Genomic DNA, 20,440 nt, shown 5'->3' with positions numbered 1-20,440 from the left:
AAATTTCGCCTGCCTGCGCCGCCAGGGAACATGCTACTCTGCCGCTTTCAAAGTGCAGGAGAGCCAGCCGTGATACGTTTTGCCATTGTGGGAACCAACTGGATCACCCGCCAGTTTATCGACGCCGCGCATGAGAGCGGCAAAATGAAACTGAGCGCCGTCTATTCACGCAGCCAGCAGCAGGCCGACGCCTTTGTCGCGGATTATCCCTGTCCGCTGACCTTTACCTCACTGGAGGCGCTGGCGGCAAGTGCGGAAATCGACGCGGTGTATATCGCCAGCCCCAATGCGCTGCACTGTGAGCAGGCGCTGCTGTTCATGTCGCACGGCAAACACGTCATCTGCGAAAAACCGCTGGCCTCTAACCTGCGTGAAGCTGAGGCGATGATTGGCTGTGCGCGTCAGCATCAGGTGGTGCTGTTTGAGGCGTTCAAAACCGCCAGTCTGCCGACGTTCCTGCGCCTGCAACAGGCGCTGCCGCAGCTGGGCACACTGCGCAAAGCGCTGTTCAACTACTGTCAGTACTCGTCACGCTATCAGCGCTATCTCGACGGTGAGAACCCGAATACCTTCAACCCGCGCTGGTCCAACGGTTCGATCATGGACATTGGCTACTACTGTCTCGCCGCTGCCGTTACTCTGTGGGGCGCGCCGCAGCAGGCGAAAGCTGAGGCCTCGCTGCTGGCAAGCGGCGTCGATGCGCACGGCGTGGTAGTGCTGGACTACGGCGATTTCGACGTCACGCTGCTGCACTCGAAAGTCAGTGATTCCCTGATTCCCAGCGAAATCCAGGGCGAAGCCGGCTCGCTGGTGATAGAAAAAATTTCTGAGTGCCAGCAGTTGCGCCTGATTCCGCGCGGCGGCGAGAGCCAGAACCTGACGCAGCCACAGCACATCAATACTATGCTGTATGAAGCAGAGACCTTCGCCCGGCTGGTGGAAACGCGCCAGGTGGAGCACCCTGCGCTGGAGGTTTCACGCATAACCGCCCGGTTGCTGACAGAGATTCGTCGCCAGACCGGCGTGGTGTTTCCGGCGGATCGGAAAGAAGTGTAAATATTGCAAAATATTACAGCTCCCCCATTGAATCTGCTCGCGCTTGCACGTATGTTGGCCGCAGCAAAGGGGAGTAACTTGTAAGCTGACCGATCGTCATTACGATGCGTAGCGCATCCGGTCGTCAGGCAACCCGGAATTGATTCTGTGTTGTAAGTGAGACCTTGCCGGAAGGCGAGGTTTGCTTGCAGCTCTATAAAGCGGCTGACGTCTTCTGACTCAGCCGTTTTTCATTTTCAGGACAGGATACGACTATGCACTCTGTAGGCACACCGTTACTCTGGGGCAGCTTCGCTGTCGTCGTGCTCATCATGCTGGCGATCGATCTCTTCTTACAGGGACGACGCGGCGCACAAACCATGTCATTCAAACAGGCTGCCGTCTGGTCGCTGGTATGGATCTCCGTTTCTCTGCTGTTTGCCGCCGCGTTCTGGTGGTATCTCGACGGCAGCGCCGGGCGCGAAGTGGCAACCGCGCAAACCCTGGCTTTCCTGACGGGTTACGTACTGGAAAAAGCGCTGGCGGTCGATAACGTCTTCGTCTGGCTGATGCTGTTCAGCTACTTCGCCATTCCGTCTAATCTTCAGCGCCGTGTGCTGATTTACGGCGTGCTGGGCGCGATTGTGCTGCGTACCATCATGATCTTTGCCGGCAGCTGGCTGGTCACACAGTTCAGCTGGATCCTCTACATCTTCGGCGCTTTCCTGCTGTTTACCGGCATCAAAATGGCCTTCGCTAAAGAGGGCGATGACGCTGCCGTCGGCGATAAGCCGGTGGTGCGCTGGCTGCGTAAGCATCTGCGCATGACCGATGAACTGCACGGTGAAAAGTTCTTCACCCGCAAAAACGGCGTGCTGTTTGCCACACCGCTGCTGCTGGTGCTGATTATGGTGGAGCTGAGCGATGTTATTTTCGCTGTCGACAGTATTCCGGCTATTTTTGCCGTCACTACCGACCCGTTCATCGTGCTGACCTCTAACCTGTTCGCCATCCTTGGCCTGCGCGCTATGTACTTCCTGCTGGCCAACGTGGCAGAGCGCTTCTCGATGCTGAAGTACGGTCTGGCGATCGTGCTGGTGTTTATCGGTATCAAGATGCTGATCGTCGAGTTCTACCACATTCCGGTGGCGATCTCGCTGACGGTGGTCGGCGTGATTCTCGGCGGTACGCTGCTGATCAATGCCTGGGTAAACCACAGAAACGACCAGAAAGGCATCTCACGATAATCTTCTGCAGGGGCGCTAATCGCCCCTGCTTTGTTTCGCCAGTGCCAACCTTCGCGTTTCATATCTCTGTCACACTTCCCGTCATCAGCAGATCAAAAAACCGATCTGGCGCGCACCGGCAGAATTATCTCTTTTCTCGTCAGCTCTTTTCCTTATACTCCGCCGGGCAAACCGTTTGGCGCGGAGCAACCGCGCACAACACTCATACCGCGATAAAAAGACCGTAATATGCTAAATAATCTTCTTCGACCGCTGGGTGCGCTGTTCTCAGGAAGCCTGGTAAAACAAATCATGATCGGCCTGATTGCCGGCGTGGCGCTGGCGTGGCTTTCACGCGATGCCGCGCTGGCCGTGGGCCTGCTGGGTGAACTGTTCGTGCGCGCGCTGAAAGCCGTGGCACCGCTGCTGGTACTGGTGCTGGTGATCTCCTCGATTGCCAACCATCAGCAGGGGCAAAAAACCAATATTCGCCCGATCATTATGCTGTACCTGCTCAGTACCTTCTTCGCGGCGGTGGTCGCGGTGATTTTCAGCCATCTGTTCCCGCAGACGCTGTCGATGGACGTCGGCGCGACCGAAATTACCCCGCCGTCCGGCATCACCGAAGTGCTGCACGGCCTGCTGATGAGCATGGTCGCCAATCCGATTGAAGCGCTGATGAACGCCAACTACATTGGCATTCTGGTGTGGGCGATTGGCCTTGGCCTGGCGTTTCGTCATGCCAGCCCGAGCAGCAAAGCCTTCCTGAATGACGCGTCGAATGCCGCGACCTGGGTGGTGCGCTGTGTGATTCGCTGTGCGCCGCTGGGCATTTTTGGCCTGGTGGCATCGATTCTGGCCTCAACCGGCTTCGGTGCGCTGTGGCAATATGCCCACCTGCTGACGCTGCTGATTGGCTGCATGCTGATTATGGCGCTGGTGGTCAACCCGATGCTGGTGTTTCAGAAAATCCGCCGCAATCCTTATCCGCTGGTGTTTACCTGCCTACGCGAAAGCGGCGTAACGGCGTTCTTTACCCGCAGCTCGGCCGCGAATATTCCGGTCAACATGGCGCTGGCCAAACGCCTGAATCTGGATGAAGACACTTATTCGGTATCGATTCCGCTGGGCGCGACCATCAGCATGGCGGGCGCGTCAATCACCATTACCGTACTGACGCTGGCTGCGGTGCACACGCTGGGCATTGCCGTGGACGTACCCACCGCTATTCTGCTGAGCCTTGTCGCCTCGCTGTGTGCCTGCGGTGCGTCCGGCGTGGCGGGCGGTTCGCTGCTGCTGATTCCGGTTGCCTGCAACATGTTTGGCATCCCTAACGATCTGGCGATGCAGGTGGTTGCGGTCGGTTTTATCATCGGCGTACTGCAGGATTCCGCCGAAACCGCACTCAACTCCTCGACCGATATTCTGTTTACCGCCGCCGTATGTCAGGCGGAAGCGGAACGTCAGCCTCGCACCGCCGGTTAACCCGCGTCGCGGCACCCACCGGTGCCGCGCTTTAACCGCTGCCGCTTTAAAGCGTCACGCCACTCTTGAAGATCGCCAGCTCGCGGAAATCATTAGCTTCATTGCGCGCCGGCTGGCCGTTCGCAATCGCCACAATAGTCTCAACAAACTCCGCCAGCAGCGCCTCCATGCTGGTGCCCTCCAGCAGCCGTCCGGCATTGAAATCAATCCAGTGCGGCTTTTTCTCCGCCAGCGGCGTGTTGGTGGCGATTTTCACGGTGGGCACGAAGCCGCCGTACGGCGTGCCGCGCCCGGTGGTAAACAGCACCATATGGCAGCCGGCTCCGGCCAGCGCGCTGGTGGCGACCGCATCGTTACCGGGCGCGCTGAGTAAATTGAGCCCCGGCGTGCGCAGCCGCTCACCGTATTTCAGCACATCCACCACCTGACTCTGTCCGGCTTTTTGCGTACAGCCCAGCGACTTCTCCTCCAGCGTGGTGATGCCGCCCGCCTTGTTGCCAGGCGATGGATTTTCATAAATCGGCTGCTGATGATCGATAAAGTAGCGCTTGAAGTCGTTAATCATCGCCACCGTTTTGTCGAAAATCGCCGCATCACGGCAGCGGCTCATCAGGATGCGCTCGGCACCAAACATCTCCGGTACTTCGGTCAGCACCGTGGTGCCGCCGTTGGCGATCATCTGGTCAGAGAAACAGCCGAGCAGCGGATTGGCGGTGATGCCGGAAAAGCCGTCCGAGCCACCGCATTCGAGACCAAACTTCAGCTCGCTCAGTTTGCCCGGCTGGCGGCGGTCGTGACGCATCACGTTGTACAGCGCATGCAACCGCTGCAGGCCGGCTTCCACTTCATCATCCTGTTTCTGACACTCCATAAACTGCACGCGCTGACTGTCGAAGTCGCCCAGCGTGTCGCGAAAGATATCGACCTGATTGTTTTCGCAGCCGAGTCCAATCACCAGCACCGCGCCGGCGTTAGGATGGCGCACCATATTTTGCAGCATGGTGCGGGTATTTTCATGATCCTGACCCAGCTGTGAACAGCCGAAAGGGTGGCTGAACAGGTGCACGCCGTCGATGTCAGCCGCGTCGTCACTTTCCCGCAGAAAACGTGACACAATCTGCCGGGCGATACCGTTAACGCAGCCGACGGTCGGTAAAATCCACAGCTCGTTACGAATGCCAACCTCGCCCGTGGCGCGACGATAAATCTGCACCTCACGATCCGCCGCCTGCGGTGGCAGCGTGAGGTGTTCCGGCTGGTATACGTACTCGTCGACATCGCTCAGATTGGTGCGCGCGTTGCTGGAGTGAATCAGCTCGCCTACGGCGATCGGCTGAGTGGCATGGGCAATCGGCAACCCATACTTAATCACCTGCTCGCCACTGATGAGCGGTTGCAGCGCAAACTTGTGGCCGCGCCCGATATCCTGCTGCAGCGTAATCCGCTGTTCTGTGACGATAACCTGGGTGCCGGCCGTCAGATCCTGCAGCGCGACGGCGACGTTGTCGCGTGAATGTATTTTGATTGCCTGTTGCATCGCGTTATCTCAGTTGGCTAAGGGCCGTCCGCATGCCGTGGACGAGAATGTTATGCAGCTGCTGGCTGACCGCCGGGACCAGGCCGGGCCGCTGGGTTAAATCTTCGCCCCAGTGCTGCGCGTCGCTCAGCACGTCGCTCACCAGCTGCTGCGGGGTGAGTTGATCGGCGAGGACCGCCGGCCACAGCCGGGCAAAACGCTGCAGCCAGTGCGCGTCATCCTGCAGCGGCCACTGCCGGTCATCCTGCTGGCCGCGATAAAACGCCAGCAGCGCGGCAAAGGCAAAGATGAGGCGCGGCGGCCAGTCGCCACCCTGCTGCTGCGCCTGCAACAGCGCCGGCAGCAGGCGCGTGCGGAATTTGGTCATGCCGTTGAGCGCAATCGCCAGCAGCGCATGGTGAATAAACGGATTGCGAAAGCGGCGCTGCACCGCATCGGCAAAGGCGTGCAGCTCGGCGCGCGGCAAATCCAGCGTCGGAATCACCTCTTCGCGCAGCAGCGCATCGACAAAAGCGGCCAGCTGCGCATCGTTCATGGCCTCACCCACGCTCGCCAGCCCGGCCTGAAACGCCACCGGCACCAGCGCAGTGTGCGCCCCGTTAAGGATCGCCACCTTCTGCGCTTTGTACGGCGTGATGTCATCCACCCGCCTGACGGCAGGCGCCAGCGCCGTCAGCTGCAGCTCATGCATCAGCGCATCCGGTCCCTGAAGCACCAGCTGGTAATAGCGCTCCCCGGCCACCAGATAGCGGTCGTCATAGCCCAGTTGGGCTGCAATCTGTGCGCCATCCGGCGGATAGCCGCTGACAATGCGATCCACCAGCGTGTTGTAAAAGGCGCAGTGCTGCGTCACCCACTGCATAAAGGCCGCTGGCAGCCGCCACTGCTGGCAGTAACGCAGCACTAACGCGCGCAGCGTATCGCCGTTATGGTCGATCAGCTCACACGGCACGATCAGCCAGCCTTTATCGGCGGCACCGGCAAAGTGCTGATAACGCGCCCACAAAAGCTGCGTCAGTTTGCCGGGAAACGACGACGCGGGTTGATCCTCCAGCCGATCCTGTTCGGCATACGCGATGCCGGCCTCGGTGGTGTTGGAGAACACAAAACGCATCTGCGGCGCGCGTGCCAGAGCCAGGAATTCATCGAACTGCTGATAAGGCTGGATTTCACGATTAAGGCTGCGGATCAGCCGGGTTTCACTGAGCGGTTGCCCCGCTTCATTCAGGCCGCGCAGCAGCGTGGTGTAGAGGCCATCCTGCTGATTGAGCGTCTCCGTCTGCATCCGGTTGCGCGGTCGCACCACCACCACGCCGGCATCGGTGCCCTGATGTTCATTGAGCCAGTCGAGCTGCCAGTCGATAAAGGCACGCAAAAAGTTGCCTTCGCCGAACTGGATCACGCGTTCGCTATAGCGTGCGCCGGGGAAATCGCGGCGGTTGAGTCGCAACATGTCGCTTCCTTGAAGATGAAATCGGTCAGCTAATGCGCAAAAGTTATCATACCAATTTCAGCGACAGGGAGATTTGTTTGCCAACTGCGTCACATTATCCATCATTGCCATACGGCGAAAGCCGGCGTGCCGCTTATTTCCATCAACTTAAATATATGTATATTCTATTAATTAAAGATAAAACCTGAGCAGGCGCACAGGTTCTTAACTTACCAGATGGTATAACAGCTTCAGCGCTTTGCGACATCGCAGGGTAAGTGGTATAACAACTTACCGTCTTTCACAGAACCGAATAATCATGGACCTGAACGAATCACGCCGCCTCTACCAGCAACTCGCCAGCGAACTTAAGCAGCGCATCGAAGCGGGCAGTTATGCCGTGGGGGCAAAGTTACCGGCAGAGCGGATGATTGCGGAGGCGCACCATGTGAGCCGCACCGTGGTGCGGGAAGCGATCATCATGCTGGAGGTGGAAGGCTACGTGGAGGTGCGCAAAGGGTCCGGCATTCATGTGATCAGCGACCAGCCACAACCGCGCGACAGCGCCGCCGATCAGCTGGAGTTTGCCAGCTATGGCCCCTTTGAACTGCTGCAGGCGCGCCAGCTGATTGAGAGCAATGTCGCCGAATTTGCCGCCACGCAGATCCGTCCACAGGACATCGTGGCGCTGCTGGCAATTCAGGAAAAAGCCCGGCAGGAAGATCACGCGCGCGATTCGACATGGGACATGGAGTTTCACGTGCGCATTGCCCAGGCCACCCAAAACAGCGCGCTGGCCGCCATCGTAGAGAAAATGTGGCGGCACCGGCTGCATAATCCTTACTGGCTCAAGTTGCACGAGCACATTGACGCACGCCATATCACCAGCTGGTGCGACGATCACGATCAGATTTTAAAAGCGTTAATGCGTAAAGATCCCGCCGCCAGCAAACTGGCGATGTGGCAGCATCTGGAAAATACTAAACAGATGCTGTTCGACGCCACCGCCGATGACTTTGAATTCAACGTCGACCGCTACATGTTCGCAGAAAATCCGGTGATCCTGCCCTGAAGCCACGATGGCAGAAACGCTGCATTTTCAGGCTAAAAAGTCAGTTAATCTGCAATAGTGTCAGCTCGTGTAAAGCTCCTTTTGACCATCTGCGTCAAAAGGTAAAACTCCTGTGCGACCGCGACTTTACACTGTCTGAATCCCGCGATTTTTGTTACAGTTATCGCCCTTTTCTTACCCTTTGCGACAGGGCTATAAAAAGTCGCTGATTTAACAATCAATTCTGGATGGATCCGGAAATCCTGCTCAGGTGGCATACCTAAAATGTATAACTTAACCCGCCTGCGCCTAAGCCCCTCACGGGCACGTTTAACAATGATGTTCAGGAATGATTGATGGATATTTTGCAAGCATTGCTGCATGCCCTGTGGCAGCAGGATTACGAAATGCTCTCCGACCCCACGCTGGTGTGGGCGATTTATGGCGTGTTGTTCATGATTCTGTTTCTCGAAAATGGCCTGCTGCCCGCCGCGTTTCTGCCTGGTGACAGTCTGCTGATTCTGGTCGGCGTGCTGATCGCGAAAGGCACCATGAGCTTCCCGCTGACCCTGCTGGTGCTGACCACCGGTGCCAGCCTCGGCTGCTGGGTCAGTTACATTCAGGGCCGCTGGCTTGGCAATACGCCGACGGTGCAGAAATGGCTCTCCCATCTGCCCGCGCAGTATCATCAGCGCGCCCACAGTCTGTTCCACCGCCACGGCTTGTCTGCGCTGCTGATTGGCCGCTTTATCGCCTTTGTCCGTACCCTGCTGCCGACCATTGCCGGCCTCTCTGGCCTGAGCAATGCCCGCTTCCAGTTCTTTAACTGGATGAGCGGCTTCCTGTGGGTGCTGATTCTTACCGTGCTCGGCTTTGCGCTGGGGAAAACCCCCATTTTCCGCCGCTATGAAGATGAGCTGATGTTCTGCCTGATGCTGCTGCCGCTGGTGCTGCTGGTCATCGGTCTGGTGGGTTCACTGGTAGTGCTGTGGCGTAAACGTCAGGCGGGTCAGAACGGGAAGTCACAGTAATGACAGGGTTGCGTAATTTCCCCAGGCGTTTACTCCCCTGGCTGTGCGCTGGTGTGCTGGCGCTGCTGGCTATCGGCATTGTGCCCAAACTGATGCAGCATGAAACGGTGGTGAAGATCCGCGTGGCACACAGCGGCACCAATCTGCCGGACGGCTTTTATCTCTACCAGCAGCTTTCGGCGCAGGGCGTGCGGATTAAAAGCATTACCTCGGCAGGCGATGCGCTGGTCATTCATTTTGAGAATGAAGAGCAGAGCCTGGCCGCGCAGAAAGTACTGCGCCGCCTGCTGCCACAGGGCTTTGTCGTGGCGGCGGGTCCGCAGGCGTCACAGCAGGTGGTGGACGCTAATCGCCCCACCTATAGCTGATCCCCGCCGTCGGGTTCACCGCCCGGCGGCACCTCAATCCTCGCTATCCCCGCGTGTTTTTTGAATTTTTTCGTCTGCTGTCTATTCTTAAGTAAGCGCGAGCAGACGACAAGCTGGGATGCCCCTCCTGTCCGGTTTGCGACAGGTCGTCAACAATGGAAGGTAAAAACCTGATGAAACAACAACTACTGCTGGGTGCGATTCTTTTCTCTCTCTCGGGTTCACTGCTGGCAGCGGAATCGCTGTGTCAGCAAAAACAGCAGGATATTCAGCGCGAAATTGAGATGGCGAAACAGCACGACAACCAGCGCCGGGTCACCGGACTGGAACGCGCGCTGACTGAAGTCCGCGCTAACTGCACTGACGAGAAACTGAAATCCGCCCACGCTGAACGCATTGAAGCCCAGCAGCATAAAGTAGCTGAGCGCGAGCGCGAACTGCAGCAGGATCGCCAGGAAGGCAAAGACCAGGAGAAGATCGGTAAGCGCGAACGGAAGCTGGAAGAGGCACGCCAGGAGCTGAAAAAGCTGCAGGCCGAGCCTTATTAATCGGACTTGAATAAATGATGTAATGGAGAACACCATGGCTAAAGACACCACATCTGAACATCTGCGTGCGGAACTGAAAAACCTTGCCGACACCCTGGAAGAAGTGCTGAGCAGCTCGGCTGATAAGTCGAAAAGCGAGCTGGATAAACTGCGTCACAAAGCACGCGGTGCCATTGAGAGTTCACGCGAGCGGCTGGGCGAATCCGGCGAACGCATCGCGCAGACCACGCGTGAAGCGGCGGAGAAAGCGGACGTCTACGTGCGTGAAAATCCGTGGCACGGCGTGGGTATCGGCGCAGCAGTCGGCGTGCTGATCGGCATCCTGATTTCACGTCGTTGATATGAGCGAGAATCAGAGCCACGGCCCAGGCAAAGGGGTCTTCAATGTAGGTCAGCGCGTGGTGACAACGCTGGTTGGCATGGTCGAGACACGCGTGCGGCTGGCCGTTGCCGAGCTGGAAGAGGAAAAAGCCAATCTGATCCAGATGCTGATCATGATAGGCCTGACCATGCTGTTTACCGCTTTCGGATTGATGAGCCTGATGGTGCTGATTATCTGGGCGGTGGATGCGCAGTACCGGCTGATGGCGATTGCCATCACCACCGGCGTGCTATTCGCGCTGGCGCTGATTTTTGGTTTATGGACGTTGCGTAAATCCCGGCAGTCCACGCTGTTGCGCCATACGCGCAAAGAGCTGGACACCGATCGCACCTTACTCGAGGAGCATCGCTCATGAGTCAGCGTGAACGTGAAGCACGCATTCATGAATTGCTTAATCAGGTACAGCAGCAACGGCTGGATCTCAGCGCTGCGCGCCGCGACTGGCTGGAAAGCACCGCGCAGTACGATCGCGGCTGGCTGACGTTTCTCAGCCTGCGCCGCTATCTGGCGATTGGCAGCAGCGCGCTCGCCATCTGGTCGATCCGCAGCCCCAACCGCATCATGCGCTGGGCCAAACGCGGACTCGGCCTGTGGAGCACCTGGCGCATGATCAAATCGGCGATGCCGCCACGCTAACTTCCTCACCTTAAACCGGATCGAAAAGATTCGGTTTTCCTCCTTCAGAATTCCTGAATAACATCGACAGTTTATCTCGCTTACAACTATTGCTGCGCGCGACTATCATCTTCCTCCATCAGCCCGACGAACTGTTTAACGCGGTTTAGCGGGAAAATAACCCGGCAGGCCAACAACCTGCGCCAAAAACCTTGTTGGAGTAAATGATGAAAAAATTCGAAGACTCAGGCCTGCTGCTGGCACGCGTATTAATGACCATCCTGTTTATTACTGCCGGCTGGGGCAAAATCACCGCCTATGCGGGCACCGCACAGTACATGCAGGCGATGGGCGTGCCCGGCTTCCTGCTGCCGCTGGTGATTCTGCTGGAACTGGGCGGCGGCCTGGCGATTCTGTTCGGCTTCCTGACGCGCTTCACCGCGCTGTTCACCGCCGGCTTCACGCTGCTGACCGCGTTCCTGTTCCACAGTAACTTTGCGGAAGGCGTTAACCAGCTGATGTTCATGAAAAACCTGTCCATCGCCGGTGGTTTCCTGGTGCTGGGTCTGGTGGGTCCGGGCGCCTACAGCATTGACCGCCTGATTCGTCAGCGCTTTATGCCAGCAACCGCACGCTAAGCACACAAGCCGTGCAACAGCACATATACTGAATAGCAGGGGCGGGGATTTTCCTCGCCCCGTTTTTTTATGGAGGGCTTATGGGACAACTGATTGACGGTGTCTGGCATGACACCTGGTACGATACGAAGTCAACCGGTGGCCGCTTCAAACGCACAGAAGCAGTCTGGCGTAACTGGATCACGGCAGACGGCAGCGCCGGGCCAACCGGGAAAGCCGGCTTTGCCGCCGAGCGCGATCGTTATCATTTATACGTTTCACTGGCCTGCCCGTGGGCGCATCGCACCCTGCTGATGCGTCAGCTGAAGGGGTTAGAAGAGATGATTTCGGTGTCAGTGGTGCACCCGCTGATGCTGGAGAACGGCTGGACCTTTGACGATGACTTCCCCGCCGCGACCGGCGATTCGCTGTATCAGAACGAATTCCTCTATCAGCTCTATCTGCATGCCGATCCGCAGTACAGCGGGCGCGTGACCGTGCCGGTGCTGTGGGATAAAAAGCAGCACACGATTGTCAGTAATGAATCCGCCGATATCATCCGTATGTTTAACAGCGCCTTCGACGCGCAGGGCGCTCGCGCCGGCGATTACTACCCGCCCGAGCTGCGTGACAAGATCGACGAACTCAACGGCTGGATTTATGACACCGTCAATAACGGCGTCTACAAAAGCGGATTTGCCACGTCACAGTCGGCCTATGATGAAGCCGTAACCGCGCTGTTCCATTCGCTGGCACGGCTGGAGCAGATTCTGGGTCAGCATCGCTATCTGACCGGCGATCGCCTCACCGAAGCCGATCTGCGCCTGTGGACCACGCTGGTGCGCTTTGACCCGGTCTACGTGACCCACTTTAAGTGCGATCGTCATCGCATCAGCGATTACCGTAACCTGAACGGCTTCCTGCGCGATATTTATCAAATGCCGGGCATTGCCGATACGGTGAACCTGCCGCACATCCGCCATCACTACTACTGCAGCCACAAGACCATCAATCCGAACGGCGTTATTTCGCTGGGACCGGCTTTTGACTGGGATGAGCCGCACGGCCGCGGTTAACGGCTGGCTTACGCATGCCTGCCCTTCTCTCCCGCCATTGGGAAAGGAAGGCAGGCAGTATCGCGCTGCCTCAGGCAAATTTAATCAACACCATCCCGGCCAGCAGCAGTGCCACGCCCAGCCAGCCGCGGGTGTTCAGGCGTTGCCCGAACAGAATCCAGCCTGCCGCTACGGTAGCCACCAGACCGAAACCGCCCCACAAGGCGTAGGCCACCGAGAGATCGATCCCCTTCACTGCCTGCGACAGGGCGCTAAATGCCGCCAGGACAGCCACCAGCGATACCACGCCATACAGCGGACGACGGAAGCCGTTGGCGTATTTCAGCGCGATGTTCGCCACAATTTCCAGCACGATGGCCAGCGCCAGCCAGGCCAGATGCACGACGTTAAGCGTGGTCATGACGCAGCTCCTTACGGCTGAATGTCCCCGCTTTGATCAGCGCGATACCCGCGATCAGCGTGATCAAACCCGCCGCCTTCATCACCGACAGCGCCTCGTCAAACAGCATCACGCTGAACAGGGTGATAAACAGAATACCGACGCCTTCCCACATGGCATAAGCCACGCCAAGGGCAATACGTTTAACGGCAAAGGTGAGGAAGATGTATGACAGGGCGATCATCAACAGCATAAAAATATAGCCGGCGCTGCCGCCATTAACGCTGGCCCATTTCATTGAGACGGTGCCCGTAATTTCGGCAGCAATCGCTAACGCTAATAAAATCCAGTACAGCATGATTTCTCTCCTGTGAGAAATAAACGCCATCCACGCACAAACCGCAGCGTGATAGCTGAAAAAGATAAAAAGCTAAGAAGGAGAGAAAAAACTACAGCGCGAAGCGCCAGTGCCGATCGCTCAGTGAGCAGGAGAAAACGCAGGTGGGTGAAGAGGTTAATACGTAAAGTGTAACGAAATGGTTATCCATAATTTTACAACTTATCCACGTTGTTGCTTTTCCCGGTGTGGATGAAAAATTGTCCTCAGTAGTTGAACACGCGCCTATTCTGGCACAGGGAAAAGAATGTTTTTGCGGATTTGCGTTTCTTTACGCAGAGAAATGGGGGTTTTGTGCTGTTTTATCTGGCTACGTGCGGTTTTCTGCCCTCACCCTAACCCTCTCCCACGGGGAGAGGGAATAGTTAAGTGTGGTGTTGGAGGCCGAATACTCAACTCATCCCACGCACAATCGGTCCCTTCTCCCGCTTGCGGGAGAAGGTTAGGATGAGGGGCAGCACGCACCCTCCCCCAAAAACAAGACGCCCGCAGATTCTCACCTGCGGGCGTCTTTATAAAAAGTCGAAACTGACCGATAAGCCGGGTTCTGTCGTGGACAGTCATTCATCTAGGCCAGCAATCGCTCACTGGCTCAAGCAGCCTACCCGGGTTCAGTACGGGCCGTACCATGTGAACCCCTATTTGGCCTTGCTCCGGGTGGAGTTTACCGTGCCACGGACTGTTGCCAGCCGCGCGGTGCGCTCTTACCGCACCCTTTCACCCTTACCTGATCCCATTACTGGGCCATCGGCGGTTTGCTCTCTGTTGCACTGGTCGTAGGCTTGCGCCCCCCAGGCGTTACCTGGCACCCTGCCCTATGGAGCCCGGACTTTCCTCCCCTCTGCCCGTCTCCCCCGAAAGGGACGACGACAAAGCGGCGACTGTCTGGTCAGCTTCGGCGCGGGATAATAGGCGATCCGCCCGCGTTTGTCACGCCTCTTGCTGCTCCAGCGCATACTTGTACAGGGCGTTTTTCTTAACGCCATGAATTTCCGCCGTCAGCGCCGCCGCCTTTTTCAGCGGCAGCTCAGCCTGCAGCAGCGCCAGCGTGCGCAGCGCCTCTGCCGGCAGCGTCTCTTCATCCGCTTTATGGCCTTCGACAATCAGCACCATCTCGCCCTTGCGGCGATTCTCATCCGCCTGCACCCACGCCAGCAATTCACCTACCGGCGCACCGTACAATGACTCCCAGGTTTTGGTCAGCTCTCGTGCCAGCACCACGTAGCGCGCCGCGCCCCATACGCTGACCATATCCTGTAGCGTATCCAGCACGCGATGGGTCGATTCGTAGAAAATCAGCGTGCGCGGCTCATCACTCAGGGCACGCAGCGCATCGCAACGCCCTTTACTTTTGGCCGGCAGAAACCCTTCGTAACAGAAACGATCGGACGGTAATCCCGCCGCACTCAATGCTGTGATCGCCGCGCAGGCACCGGGCAACGGCACCACGCGTACCCCGGCCTCGCGGCAACGACGCACCAGATGGTAGCCCGGATCGTTGATTAACGGCGTGCCCGCATCGGAAACCAGCGCAATGCTCTGGCCCTCCTGCAGCTTCGCTAACAGCACGTCGGCCTTCTGCTGTTCGTTATGGTCGTGAAGTGCGAACAGTCGCGCATTGATGGCGAAATGTTGTAGCAACAGCCCGGTATGACGTGTATCTTCCGCAGCGACCAGATCGACGCTCGCAAGCACCGTCAGCGCACGCTGCGTGATATCACCCAGGTTACCGATCGGGGTAGGAACGATATAGAGCGTGCTGGCAGAAATCTCTGCCCGATCGAGTTGTTTCATTGTTTCATCCGAATTGCCGATTTAATATTGAGCATCTTGAAAAAAACATCACTGGATACAGTATGCTTCCTTCGAAAGTCGTACGTCATAAAGCAGGACGCCTGGTCCCTGTTTTGCTCGCGGGCCTGATTCTGGCCGCCTGTAGCGGCCAGGGACCGCAGCAAACCTCAAGCGTAAACGTGCAGGGTCCTGCCACGGGCCGCTCTGACTATTATCTGCAGCAGGTGCAGCAAAGCAGCGATGATAGCAAGACCGACTGGCAATTACTTGCCATCCGTGCCCTGCTGAAGGAAGGAAAGTATCCGCAGGCGCAAAATCAGCTCGGTCAGTTGCCACAGCAGCTCTCTGACGTACAACAGCAGGAACTGCTGCTGCTGCGCGCCCAGCTGCAAATTGCCCAGCAGGATTTCAACGGTGCTCAGCAGCTGCTGGGACAGATAAAAGCCGCTGACCTGTCGCAGGATCAGCAGGTGCGCTACTACGCGCTGCAGATTGCCGCTGCGCAAAATCGTCCGTCGCTCGCGCTGCTGCGCGCCTATATTGCTCAGGAACCGCTGCTGAAAGGCGCCGATCACCAGAGCAATATTGACGCCACCTGGCAGGCGCTGACCCAGCTAACCCAGGATCAGCTCAACAGCGTGGTGATCAACGCCGACGAAAATACGCTGCAGGGCTGGCTCGACCTGCTGAATACCTGGCACGCCAACAGCCAGGATGCCCAGATGCTGAAAGCCGCCATTAGCGACTGGCAGACGCGCTATCCGCAAAACCCCGGCGCGAAAACCCTGCCGACCCAGCTCAGCCAGGTGCAGAACTTCACTAAAGCCTCGACCAGCACAATCGCGCTGCTGCTGCCGCTTAATGGTCAGGCGCAGGTGTTCGCCAGTGCCATCCAGAAAGGCTTCAACGATGCGAAAAACGGTGTGCTGACTGCGCCGGCAGCCCCTGCCGCACCGGCCAGCAGCGATGCCAGCGCCTCCACGCAACAGCCCGCCAGCACGGCAACGCCAGCTAATGGCGATGCCAACGCGGTAGTCAGTCCGGCGGCCGCGGCCATCACGCCGTCAGACAGCGCACAGCCGCAGCAGCCCGCCGCACAGCCAGCCGTCGCGCAGCCTGCCAGCAGCGCCCAGGTGAAAGTGTATGACACCAGCAGCCAGCCGATTGCTCAGGTGATGCAGCAGGCGCAGCAGGATGGTGCCACCCTGGTGGTTGGTCCGCTGCTGAAAAATAACGTGGAACAGGTCGCCAACAGCCAGACACCGCTGAACGTGCTGGCGCTCAACGAGCCAGAGCAGATCCAGAACCATCCGAATATTTGCTATTTTGCGCTTTCTCCTGAAGACGAAGCGCGCGATGCCGCGCACCATATCTGGGATCAGGGCAAACGCCAGCCGTTGCTGCTGATGCCGCGCAGCAGCTATGGCGACCGCGTGGGCAAAGCGTTTGCGCAGGAGTGGCAGAAGCTGGGCGGCGCAACCGTGCTGCAGCAGCGTTTCGGCGGCGTGGGCGAGCTGAAACAGGGCATCAACAGCGGCGCCGGTATTGCACTGAGCGGCACGCCGCTGACGGTCCAGCCGGACCAGCCGCAGGGCGTGGCGGTCGCCGGTCTGACGATTCCGGCACCGCAGACCAGCACTCCGGCACCTGAGAGCAGCAGCGGCAGCGTTGATGCGGTTTACATTATTGCCACTCAGGACGAACTGCAGCTGATCAAGCCGATGATTGCCATGCGCACCAGCAGCCGCAATAACATCGCCCTGTATGCCAGCTCGCGCAGCGCGCAGGCCGGTGCCGGTCCGGACTTCCGGCTGGAGATGGATGGCCTGCAGTTCAGCGATATTCCGCTGCTGTCCGGCGCCAATCCTGGCCTGATGCAGCAGGCGGCGCGCAGTTTCAACAACGACTATTCGCTGGTACGCCTCTATGCGATGGGCATTGATGCCTGGACGCTGGCGAACCAGTTTAACCAGATGCGTCAGGTACCGGGCTTCGCCATTGATGGCAACACCGGCAAGCTGAGCGCCGACACGGATTGCGTGATCAACAGGAAGTTGGCATGGAACCAGTATCGTCAGGGACAAATCGTTCCGGTGCAGTAAACCGCCAGCGTCTCGGCGCTGAGCAGGAGCAGCAGGCGCGTCGCTACCTTGAGCGCGCCGGACTGCAGTGGGAAGCCAGCAATGTGCGCTGCCGCAGCGGGGAAATCGACCTGATTATGCGCGACGCGGATTGCTGGGTGTTTGTTGAAGTGCGCTATCGGCGCGATGCACGTTTTGGCGGCGCGGCTGCCAGCGTGACGCGCCAGAAACAACAAAAGCTGCTGCGTACCGCTGCGCTGTGGTTGCTGGCACGCGGCGGCAGTTTTGATACGGTGAATTGCCGTTTTGACATCATCGCCATCACCGGGCGCGAACTGGTGTGGCTGGCCGATGCCTTTCGTGCGGATGGATAGAACCAGGTGGTCTTGTGCAGGACAGAATTAAAGCGTGTTTTACCGAAAGTATTCAGACGCAAATCGCCGCAGCCGAAGCGCTGCCAGATGCGATTTCCCGCGCCGCGATGACGCTGGTGCAGTCATTGCTTAACGGCAACAAAATCCTCAGCTGCGGTAACGGCGCTTCGGCGGCTAACGCCCAGCATTTTGCCGCCAGCATGATTAACCGTTTTGAGACTGAGCGTCCCAGCCTGCCGGCGCTGGCGCTGAGTGCGGACAATGTGATGCTGACGGCAATCGGTAACGACCGTCTGCACGACGAAATTTATGCCAAGCAGGTTCGTGCGCTTGGACAGGCCGGCGACGTTCTGCTGGCCATCTCCACCCGTGGCAACACCCGCGATATTGTTAAAGCGGTGGAAGCTGCGGTTACCCGCGATATGACTATCGTCGCGCTGACCGGCCATGACGGCGGTGAGCTGGCGGGCCTGCTCGGTCCGCACGATGTGGAAATTCGCATTCCGTCACATCGCAGCGCACGCATTCAGGAGATGCATATGCTGACGCTGAACTGCCTGTGCGATTTGATTGATAACACCTTGTTCCCACACCAGGAATGACTGAAGGAGCTCAAATGAAAGCATTGAACGCTATCGCCATTCTGTTAACCGCCATGCTGCTGCAGGGCTGCGTGGCGGTTGTCGCCGGCGGCGCTGCGGTCGCCACCAAAACCGCCACCGACCCGCGTACCGTGGGCACGCAGGTTGATGACGGCACGCTGGAGCTGCGCGTCACTAACGCGCTGGCAAAAGATGAGCAGATCAAAAATCAGGCGCGCGTGGTCGTGACCGCGTATCAGGGCAAAGTACTGCTGACCGGTCAGGCACCGTCAGCCGATCTCGCCAGCCGGGCGAAACAGATCGCCATGGGCGTTGATGGCGCGACAGAGGTGTATAACGAGATTCGCACCGGGCAGAAAGTGAGCCTCGGCACGTCTTCGTCGGATACGTGGATCACCACCAAAATCCGCTCGCAGCTGCTGGGCAGCGATCAGGTGAAATCGTCCAACGTTAAAGTCACCACTGAGAACGGGGAAGTGTTCCTGCTGGGTCTGGTAACGCAGGAAGAAGCGAAGGCAGCAGCGGATATCGCCAGCCGTGTCAGCGGCGTGAAGCATGTCACCACCGCCTTTACCATTCTGAAATAATGCCACAGGCGGCCAACAGGGCCGCCTTTTTTACACCGGAATATCAATCACCAGCGCACGCAGCGGCGTTTCCGCCTGCAGCGTAATCTGCGCTTCTTCACTGACAAACGCCCCATCGCCACAGCGCAGCTGCTCCTGATGCGCACTGCTAGCCCGTACCTCAAGCGCACCGTGAATCGACTGCAAATAGGCGCGCGGTCCGTGCAGCGCCAGACTGTACTGCTCGCCTGGTGCCAGCGTGACCTGATGTACCCACACCTGCTGGCGCAGCTGCAAACTGCCGTCCGCGCCATCCGGTGACGCAATCAGCACATGGGTTTGCTGCGGCAGCGCGCGTTTTTGCAGCAGCGGATTTTCCCGTTCCGGACAGGCGGCCAGCCACAGCTGCATGCGCGTCAGCGGGCGATCCTTGCTGATATTGTGTTCGCTGTAATTGACGCCCTGGCGGGCCGACAGCAGCATCGCTTCGCCCTCGCGCGCCACCAGGTGATTGCCTTCGCTGTCGCGGTATTCGGCTTCACCCTGCAGCACCAGGTTGAGCACATCCACCTGCGGATAGGTGCGCGGCTGAAATGCCGCACCGGGTGCCAGCACTTCCTGATTCAGCACGCGCAGCGAGGCGTAGCCCATCAGCTGGGGATCAAAATAGTGGCCAAATGAGAAGCTATAGCGCGCCTGCAACCAACCGAAATCGGCCTGGCCACATGCGGACGCGCAGCGGGTTGTCATCATGCTTTACCTCCGACGCACTGCGGTGAGAATCCACCACAGGCTTTATACGTCAATGGTAAAAGGCTGGACGCCGGATTGTTAGCCAGTTAATCTGCCTGGCATATTCAAATTTACTGACAGAGAGTCGGCATGGCTAAAGAGCGCGCGTTAACCCTGGAAGCTTTACGTGTGATGGATGCTATTGACCGTCGCGGCAGCTTCGCCGCGGCGGCCGACGAGCTGGGACGCGTGCCATCGGCGCTGAGCTACACCATGCAGAAGCTGGAAGAGGAGCTGGATGTGGTGCTGTTTGACCGCTCCGGCCATCGCACCAAATTCACCAACGTCGGGCGAATGCTGCTGGAACGCGGCCGCGTGCTGCTGGAAGCCGCCGATAAACTCACCACCGATGCCGAAGCGCTGGCGCGCGGCTGGGAAACCCATCTGACCATCGTGGCCGAAGCGCTGATCCCGACCGAGCTGCTGTTCCCGCTGGTCGAGAAGCTGGCCGAGAAAGCCAATACGCAGATTTCGCTGGTCACCGAAGTGCTGGCGGGCGCGTGGGAGCGACTGGAACAGGGGCGCGCCGACATCGTGATCGCGCCGGATTTGCATTTTCGCGCCTCCACCGAAATCAACACGCGCAAGCTGTACAGCATTATGAGCGTGTATGTTGCCAGTCCGGATCACCCGATTCATCAGGAAGCCGAGCCGCTGTCCGAGGTCACGCGCGTTAAGTATCGCGGCATCGCTGTGGCGGACACCGCGCGCGAACGTCCGGTATTGACGGTGCAGCTGCTGGACAAACAGCAGCGCCTGACGGTAAGCAGCATGGATGATAAACGCCGCGCGCTGCTGGCCGGTCTCGGCGTAGCGACCATGCCCTATCCGATGGTAGAGAAAGATATCGCCGAAGGCCGCCTGCGTGTTGTCAGCGCCGAGTATACCCGTGAGGTGGATATTATTATGGCGTGGCGCCGCGATAGCATGGGTGAAGCCAAAGCCTGGTGCCTGCGTGAGATTCCAAAACTGCTGGCGAAACGCGGCTGATTTCGGGGCTGGCGGCCTTTCGCCCTCACCCCAGCCCTCTCCCGCTGTACAGTCCGGGGACA

At 58.4% G+C, this 20,440-nt stretch carries 23 protein-coding genes and 1 other RNA gene; 17 read left to right on the top strand and 7 right to left on the bottom strand.

Annotated elements, in window-relative coordinates; genetic code table 11:
- Positions 1-69 precede the first annotated feature (69 nt).
- From ERD80_RS07900 to sstT, 3 genes are all read left to right on the top strand, one after another.
- Positions 70-1,056, top strand: a complete 987-nt coding sequence (locus ERD80_RS07900; RefSeq protein WP_136546458.1) for a Gfo/Idh/MocA family oxidoreductase — start codon at positions 70-72, stop codon at positions 1,054-1,056.
- 254 nt (positions 1,057-1,310) lie between these two features.
- Entirely contained in the window at positions 1,311-2,282 is a 972-nt protein-coding gene (locus ERD80_RS07895) for a TerC family protein (RefSeq protein ID WP_021509700.1), read from the top strand.
- 228 nt (positions 2,283-2,510) lie between these two features.
- Positions 2,511-3,746 carry a serine/threonine transporter SstT gene (sstT, locus tag ERD80_RS07890; RefSeq protein ID WP_031280144.1) on the top strand — a complete coding sequence of 412 codons (1,236 nt, stop codon included), beginning with the start codon at positions 2,511-2,513 and terminating at the stop codon, positions 3,744-3,746.
- Positions 3,747-3,792: 46 nt separating this feature from the next.
- On the opposite strand, the gene ERD80_RS07885 is transcribed toward sstT, so the two are convergent.
- Together ERD80_RS07885 and ERD80_RS07880 are read right to left on the bottom strand one after the other, a co-directional pair.
- Positions 3,793-5,283 (bottom strand): altronate dehydratase family protein, encoded by a 1,491-nt coding sequence (locus ERD80_RS07885; RefSeq protein WP_125309905.1) that lies wholly within the window; start codon positions 5,281-5,283, stop codon positions 3,793-3,795.
- A gap of 4 nt (positions 5,284-5,287) precedes the next feature.
- Entirely contained in the window at positions 5,288-6,736 is a 1,449-nt protein-coding gene (locus ERD80_RS07880; protein ID WP_136546456.1) for a tagaturonate reductase, read from the bottom strand.
- A gap of 298 nt (positions 6,737-7,034) precedes the next feature.
- Between ERD80_RS07880 and exuR the strand changes: the two genes are divergently transcribed.
- From exuR to ERD80_RS07835, 9 genes are all read left to right on the top strand, one after another.
- The gene (exuR, locus tag ERD80_RS07875; protein ID WP_058776394.1) at positions 7,035-7,787 is read left to right on the top strand and encodes a transcriptional regulator ExuR; all 753 of its coding nucleotides are present in this window, start codon (positions 7,035-7,037) and stop codon (positions 7,785-7,787) included.
- A 335-nt stretch (positions 7,788-8,122) separates the two neighbouring features.
- Positions 8,123-8,797, top strand: a complete 675-nt coding sequence (locus tag ERD80_RS07870; RefSeq protein WP_021509705.1) for a DedA family protein — start codon at positions 8,123-8,125, stop codon at positions 8,795-8,797.
- Complete coding sequence (gene mzrA, locus ERD80_RS07865) at positions 8,797-9,165, top strand: EnvZ/OmpR regulon moderator MzrA (protein ID WP_031280145.1); 369 nt, start codon at positions 8,797-8,799, stop codon at positions 9,163-9,165. The genes ERD80_RS07870 and mzrA overlap by 1 nt, the downstream gene beginning before the upstream one ends.
- A 173-nt stretch (positions 9,166-9,338) precedes the next feature.
- Positions 9,339-9,713, top strand: a complete 375-nt coding sequence (locus ERD80_RS07860) for a DUF1090 domain-containing protein (RefSeq protein ID WP_136546454.1) — start codon at positions 9,339-9,341, stop codon at positions 9,711-9,713.
- Between the two features lie 34 nt (positions 9,714-9,747).
- Entirely contained in the window at positions 9,748-10,053 is a 306-nt protein-coding gene (locus ERD80_RS07855; RefSeq protein ID WP_021509708.1) for a YqjD family protein, read from the top strand.
- 1 nt (position 10,054) lies between these two features.
- Positions 10,055-10,450: a phage holin family protein gene (locus ERD80_RS07850; RefSeq protein ID WP_021312955.1), complete on the top strand. Its 396-nt coding sequence runs from the start codon at positions 10,055-10,057 to the stop codon at positions 10,448-10,450.
- Entirely contained in the window at positions 10,447-10,731 is a 285-nt protein-coding gene (locus tag ERD80_RS07845) for a YqjK-like family protein (RefSeq protein WP_010618800.1), read from the top strand. The genes ERD80_RS07850 and ERD80_RS07845 overlap by 4 nt, the downstream gene beginning before the upstream one ends.
- A 206-nt stretch (positions 10,732-10,937) precedes the next feature.
- Entirely contained in the window at positions 10,938-11,348 is a 411-nt protein-coding gene (locus tag ERD80_RS07840; protein ID WP_010618799.1) for a DoxX family protein, read from the top strand.
- Between the two features lie 80 nt (positions 11,349-11,428).
- Entirely contained in the window at positions 11,429-12,403 is a 975-nt protein-coding gene (locus ERD80_RS07835) for a glutathione S-transferase family protein (protein WP_021509710.1), read from the top strand.
- 70 nt (positions 12,404-12,473) lie between these two features.
- On the opposite strand, the gene mdtI is transcribed toward ERD80_RS07835, so the two are convergent.
- The 4 genes from mdtI to rsmI form a co-directional block, all read right to left on the bottom strand.
- Positions 12,474-12,803, bottom strand: a complete 330-nt coding sequence (gene mdtI, locus ERD80_RS07830; protein ID WP_021509711.1) for a multidrug/spermidine efflux SMR transporter subunit MdtI — start codon at positions 12,801-12,803, stop codon at positions 12,474-12,476.
- Positions 12,790-13,140, bottom strand: coding sequence for a multidrug/spermidine efflux SMR transporter subunit MdtJ (gene mdtJ / locus ERD80_RS07825; protein WP_058759849.1), 351 nt, complete (start codon positions 13,138-13,140; stop codon positions 12,790-12,792). Before mdtJ ends, mdtI begins: the two co-directional genes overlap by 14 nt.
- 559 nt (positions 13,141-13,699) lie before the next feature.
- Positions 13,700-14,076, bottom strand: an RNA gene (rnpB, locus tag ERD80_RS07820) — RNase P RNA component class A.
- Positions 14,077-14,109: 33 nt separating this feature from the next.
- Entirely contained in the window at positions 14,110-14,973 is an 864-nt protein-coding gene (rsmI, locus tag ERD80_RS07815) for a 16S rRNA (cytidine(1402)-2'-O)-methyltransferase (RefSeq protein ID WP_058759850.1), read from the bottom strand.
- A 62-nt stretch (positions 14,974-15,035) separates the two neighbouring features.
- Here rsmI and ERD80_RS07810 point away from each other — a divergent pair, with 62 nt between their 5' ends.
- From ERD80_RS07810 to dolP, 4 genes are read left to right on the top strand one after another with little or no spacing between them, the layout of a single operon-like run.
- Complete coding sequence (locus ERD80_RS07810) at positions 15,036-17,075, top strand: penicillin-binding protein activator (RefSeq protein WP_136546452.1); 2,040 nt, start codon at positions 15,036-15,038, stop codon at positions 17,073-17,075.
- Complete coding sequence (locus ERD80_RS07805) at positions 17,033-17,428, top strand: YraN family protein (protein ID WP_021509715.1); 396 nt, start codon at positions 17,033-17,035, stop codon at positions 17,426-17,428. The genes ERD80_RS07810 and ERD80_RS07805 overlap by 43 nt, the downstream gene beginning before the upstream one ends.
- Before the next feature lie 14 nt (positions 17,429-17,442).
- Entirely contained in the window at positions 17,443-18,030 is a 588-nt protein-coding gene (gene diaA, locus ERD80_RS07800) for a DnaA initiator-associating protein DiaA (RefSeq protein ID WP_021509716.1), read from the top strand.
- Positions 18,031-18,044: 14 nt separating this feature from the next.
- A complete protein-coding gene (dolP, locus tag ERD80_RS07795) occupies positions 18,045-18,617 on the top strand; it encodes a division/outer membrane stress-associated lipid-binding lipoprotein (RefSeq protein ID WP_021509717.1) in 573 nt (190 codons plus the stop codon).
- Positions 18,618-18,647: 30 nt separating this feature from the next.
- Here dolP and ERD80_RS07790 read toward each other — a convergent pair whose 3' ends face one another.
- Positions 18,648-19,349, bottom strand: a complete 702-nt coding sequence (locus ERD80_RS07790) for a pirin family protein (protein ID WP_031280148.1) — start codon at positions 19,347-19,349, stop codon at positions 18,648-18,650.
- A gap of 129 nt (positions 19,350-19,478) precedes the next feature.
- Here ERD80_RS07790 and ERD80_RS07785 point away from each other — a divergent pair, with 129 nt between their 5' ends.
- On the top strand, positions 19,479-20,378 hold the full coding sequence (locus ERD80_RS07785; protein WP_021509719.1) for a LysR family transcriptional regulator: 900 nt from the start codon (positions 19,479-19,481) through the stop codon (positions 20,376-20,378).
- Positions 20,379-20,440: the final 62 nt, after the last annotated feature.

It is taken from the genome of Pantoea sp. R102 (assembly GCF_004916815.1).
Lineage (GTDB): Bacteria > Pseudomonadota > Gammaproteobacteria > Enterobacterales > Enterobacteriaceae > Pantoea > Pantoea dispersa.
Note: the sequence above shows the minus strand (reverse complement) of the source record. Positions and strands in the feature narration are given on the sequence as shown.

Coding starts and splice junctions, on each gene's coding strand:
- ERD80_RS07895 (WP_021509700.1), top strand. CDS start 1,311: ATGCACTCTGTAGGCACACCGTTACTCTGGGGCAGCTTCGCTGTCGTC.
- sstT (WP_031280144.1), top strand. CDS start 2,511: ATGCTAAATAATCTTCTTCGACCGCTGGGTGCGCTGTTCTCAGGAAGC.
- ERD80_RS07885 (WP_125309905.1), bottom strand. CDS start 5,283: ATGCAACAGGCAATCAAAATACATTCACGCGACAACGTCGCCGTCGCG.
- ERD80_RS07880 (WP_136546456.1), bottom strand. CDS start 6,736: ATGTTGCGACTCAACCGCCGCGATTTCCCCGGCGCACGCTATAGCGAA.
- exuR (WP_058776394.1), top strand. CDS start 7,035: ATGGACCTGAACGAATCACGCCGCCTCTACCAGCAACTCGCCAGCGAA.
- ERD80_RS07870 (WP_021509705.1), top strand. CDS start 8,123: ATGGATATTTTGCAAGCATTGCTGCATGCCCTGTGGCAGCAGGATTAC.
- mzrA (WP_031280145.1), top strand. CDS start 8,797: ATGACAGGGTTGCGTAATTTCCCCAGGCGTTTACTCCCCTGGCTGTGC.
- ERD80_RS07860 (WP_136546454.1), top strand. CDS start 9,339: ATGAAACAACAACTACTGCTGGGTGCGATTCTTTTCTCTCTCTCGGGT.
- ERD80_RS07855 (WP_021509708.1), top strand. CDS start 9,748: ATGGCTAAAGACACCACATCTGAACATCTGCGTGCGGAACTGAAAAAC.
- ERD80_RS07850 (WP_021312955.1), top strand. CDS start 10,055: ATGAGCGAGAATCAGAGCCACGGCCCAGGCAAAGGGGTCTTCAATGTA.
- ERD80_RS07845 (WP_010618800.1), top strand. CDS start 10,447: ATGAGTCAGCGTGAACGTGAAGCACGCATTCATGAATTGCTTAATCAG.
- ERD80_RS07840 (WP_010618799.1), top strand. CDS start 10,938: ATGAAAAAATTCGAAGACTCAGGCCTGCTGCTGGCACGCGTATTAATG.
- ERD80_RS07835 (WP_021509710.1), top strand. CDS start 11,429: ATGGGACAACTGATTGACGGTGTCTGGCATGACACCTGGTACGATACG.
- mdtI (WP_021509711.1), bottom strand. CDS start 12,803: ATGACCACGCTTAACGTCGTGCATCTGGCCTGGCTGGCGCTGGCCATC.
- mdtJ (WP_058759849.1), bottom strand. CDS start 13,140: ATGCTGTACTGGATTTTATTAGCGTTAGCGATTGCTGCCGAAATTACG.
- rsmI (WP_058759850.1), bottom strand. CDS start 14,973: ATGAAACAACTCGATCGGGCAGAGATTTCTGCCAGCACGCTCTATATC.
- ERD80_RS07810 (WP_136546452.1), top strand. CDS start 15,036: ATGCTTCCTTCGAAAGTCGTACGTCATAAAGCAGGACGCCTGGTCCCT.
- ERD80_RS07805 (WP_021509715.1), top strand. CDS start 17,033: ATGGAACCAGTATCGTCAGGGACAAATCGTTCCGGTGCAGTAAACCGC.
- dolP (WP_021509717.1), top strand. CDS start 18,045: ATGAAAGCATTGAACGCTATCGCCATTCTGTTAACCGCCATGCTGCTG.
- ERD80_RS07790 (WP_031280148.1), bottom strand. CDS start 19,349: ATGATGACAACCCGCTGCGCGTCCGCATGTGGCCAGGCCGATTTCGGT.
- ERD80_RS07785 (WP_021509719.1), top strand. CDS start 19,479: ATGGCTAAAGAGCGCGCGTTAACCCTGGAAGCTTTACGTGTGATGGAT.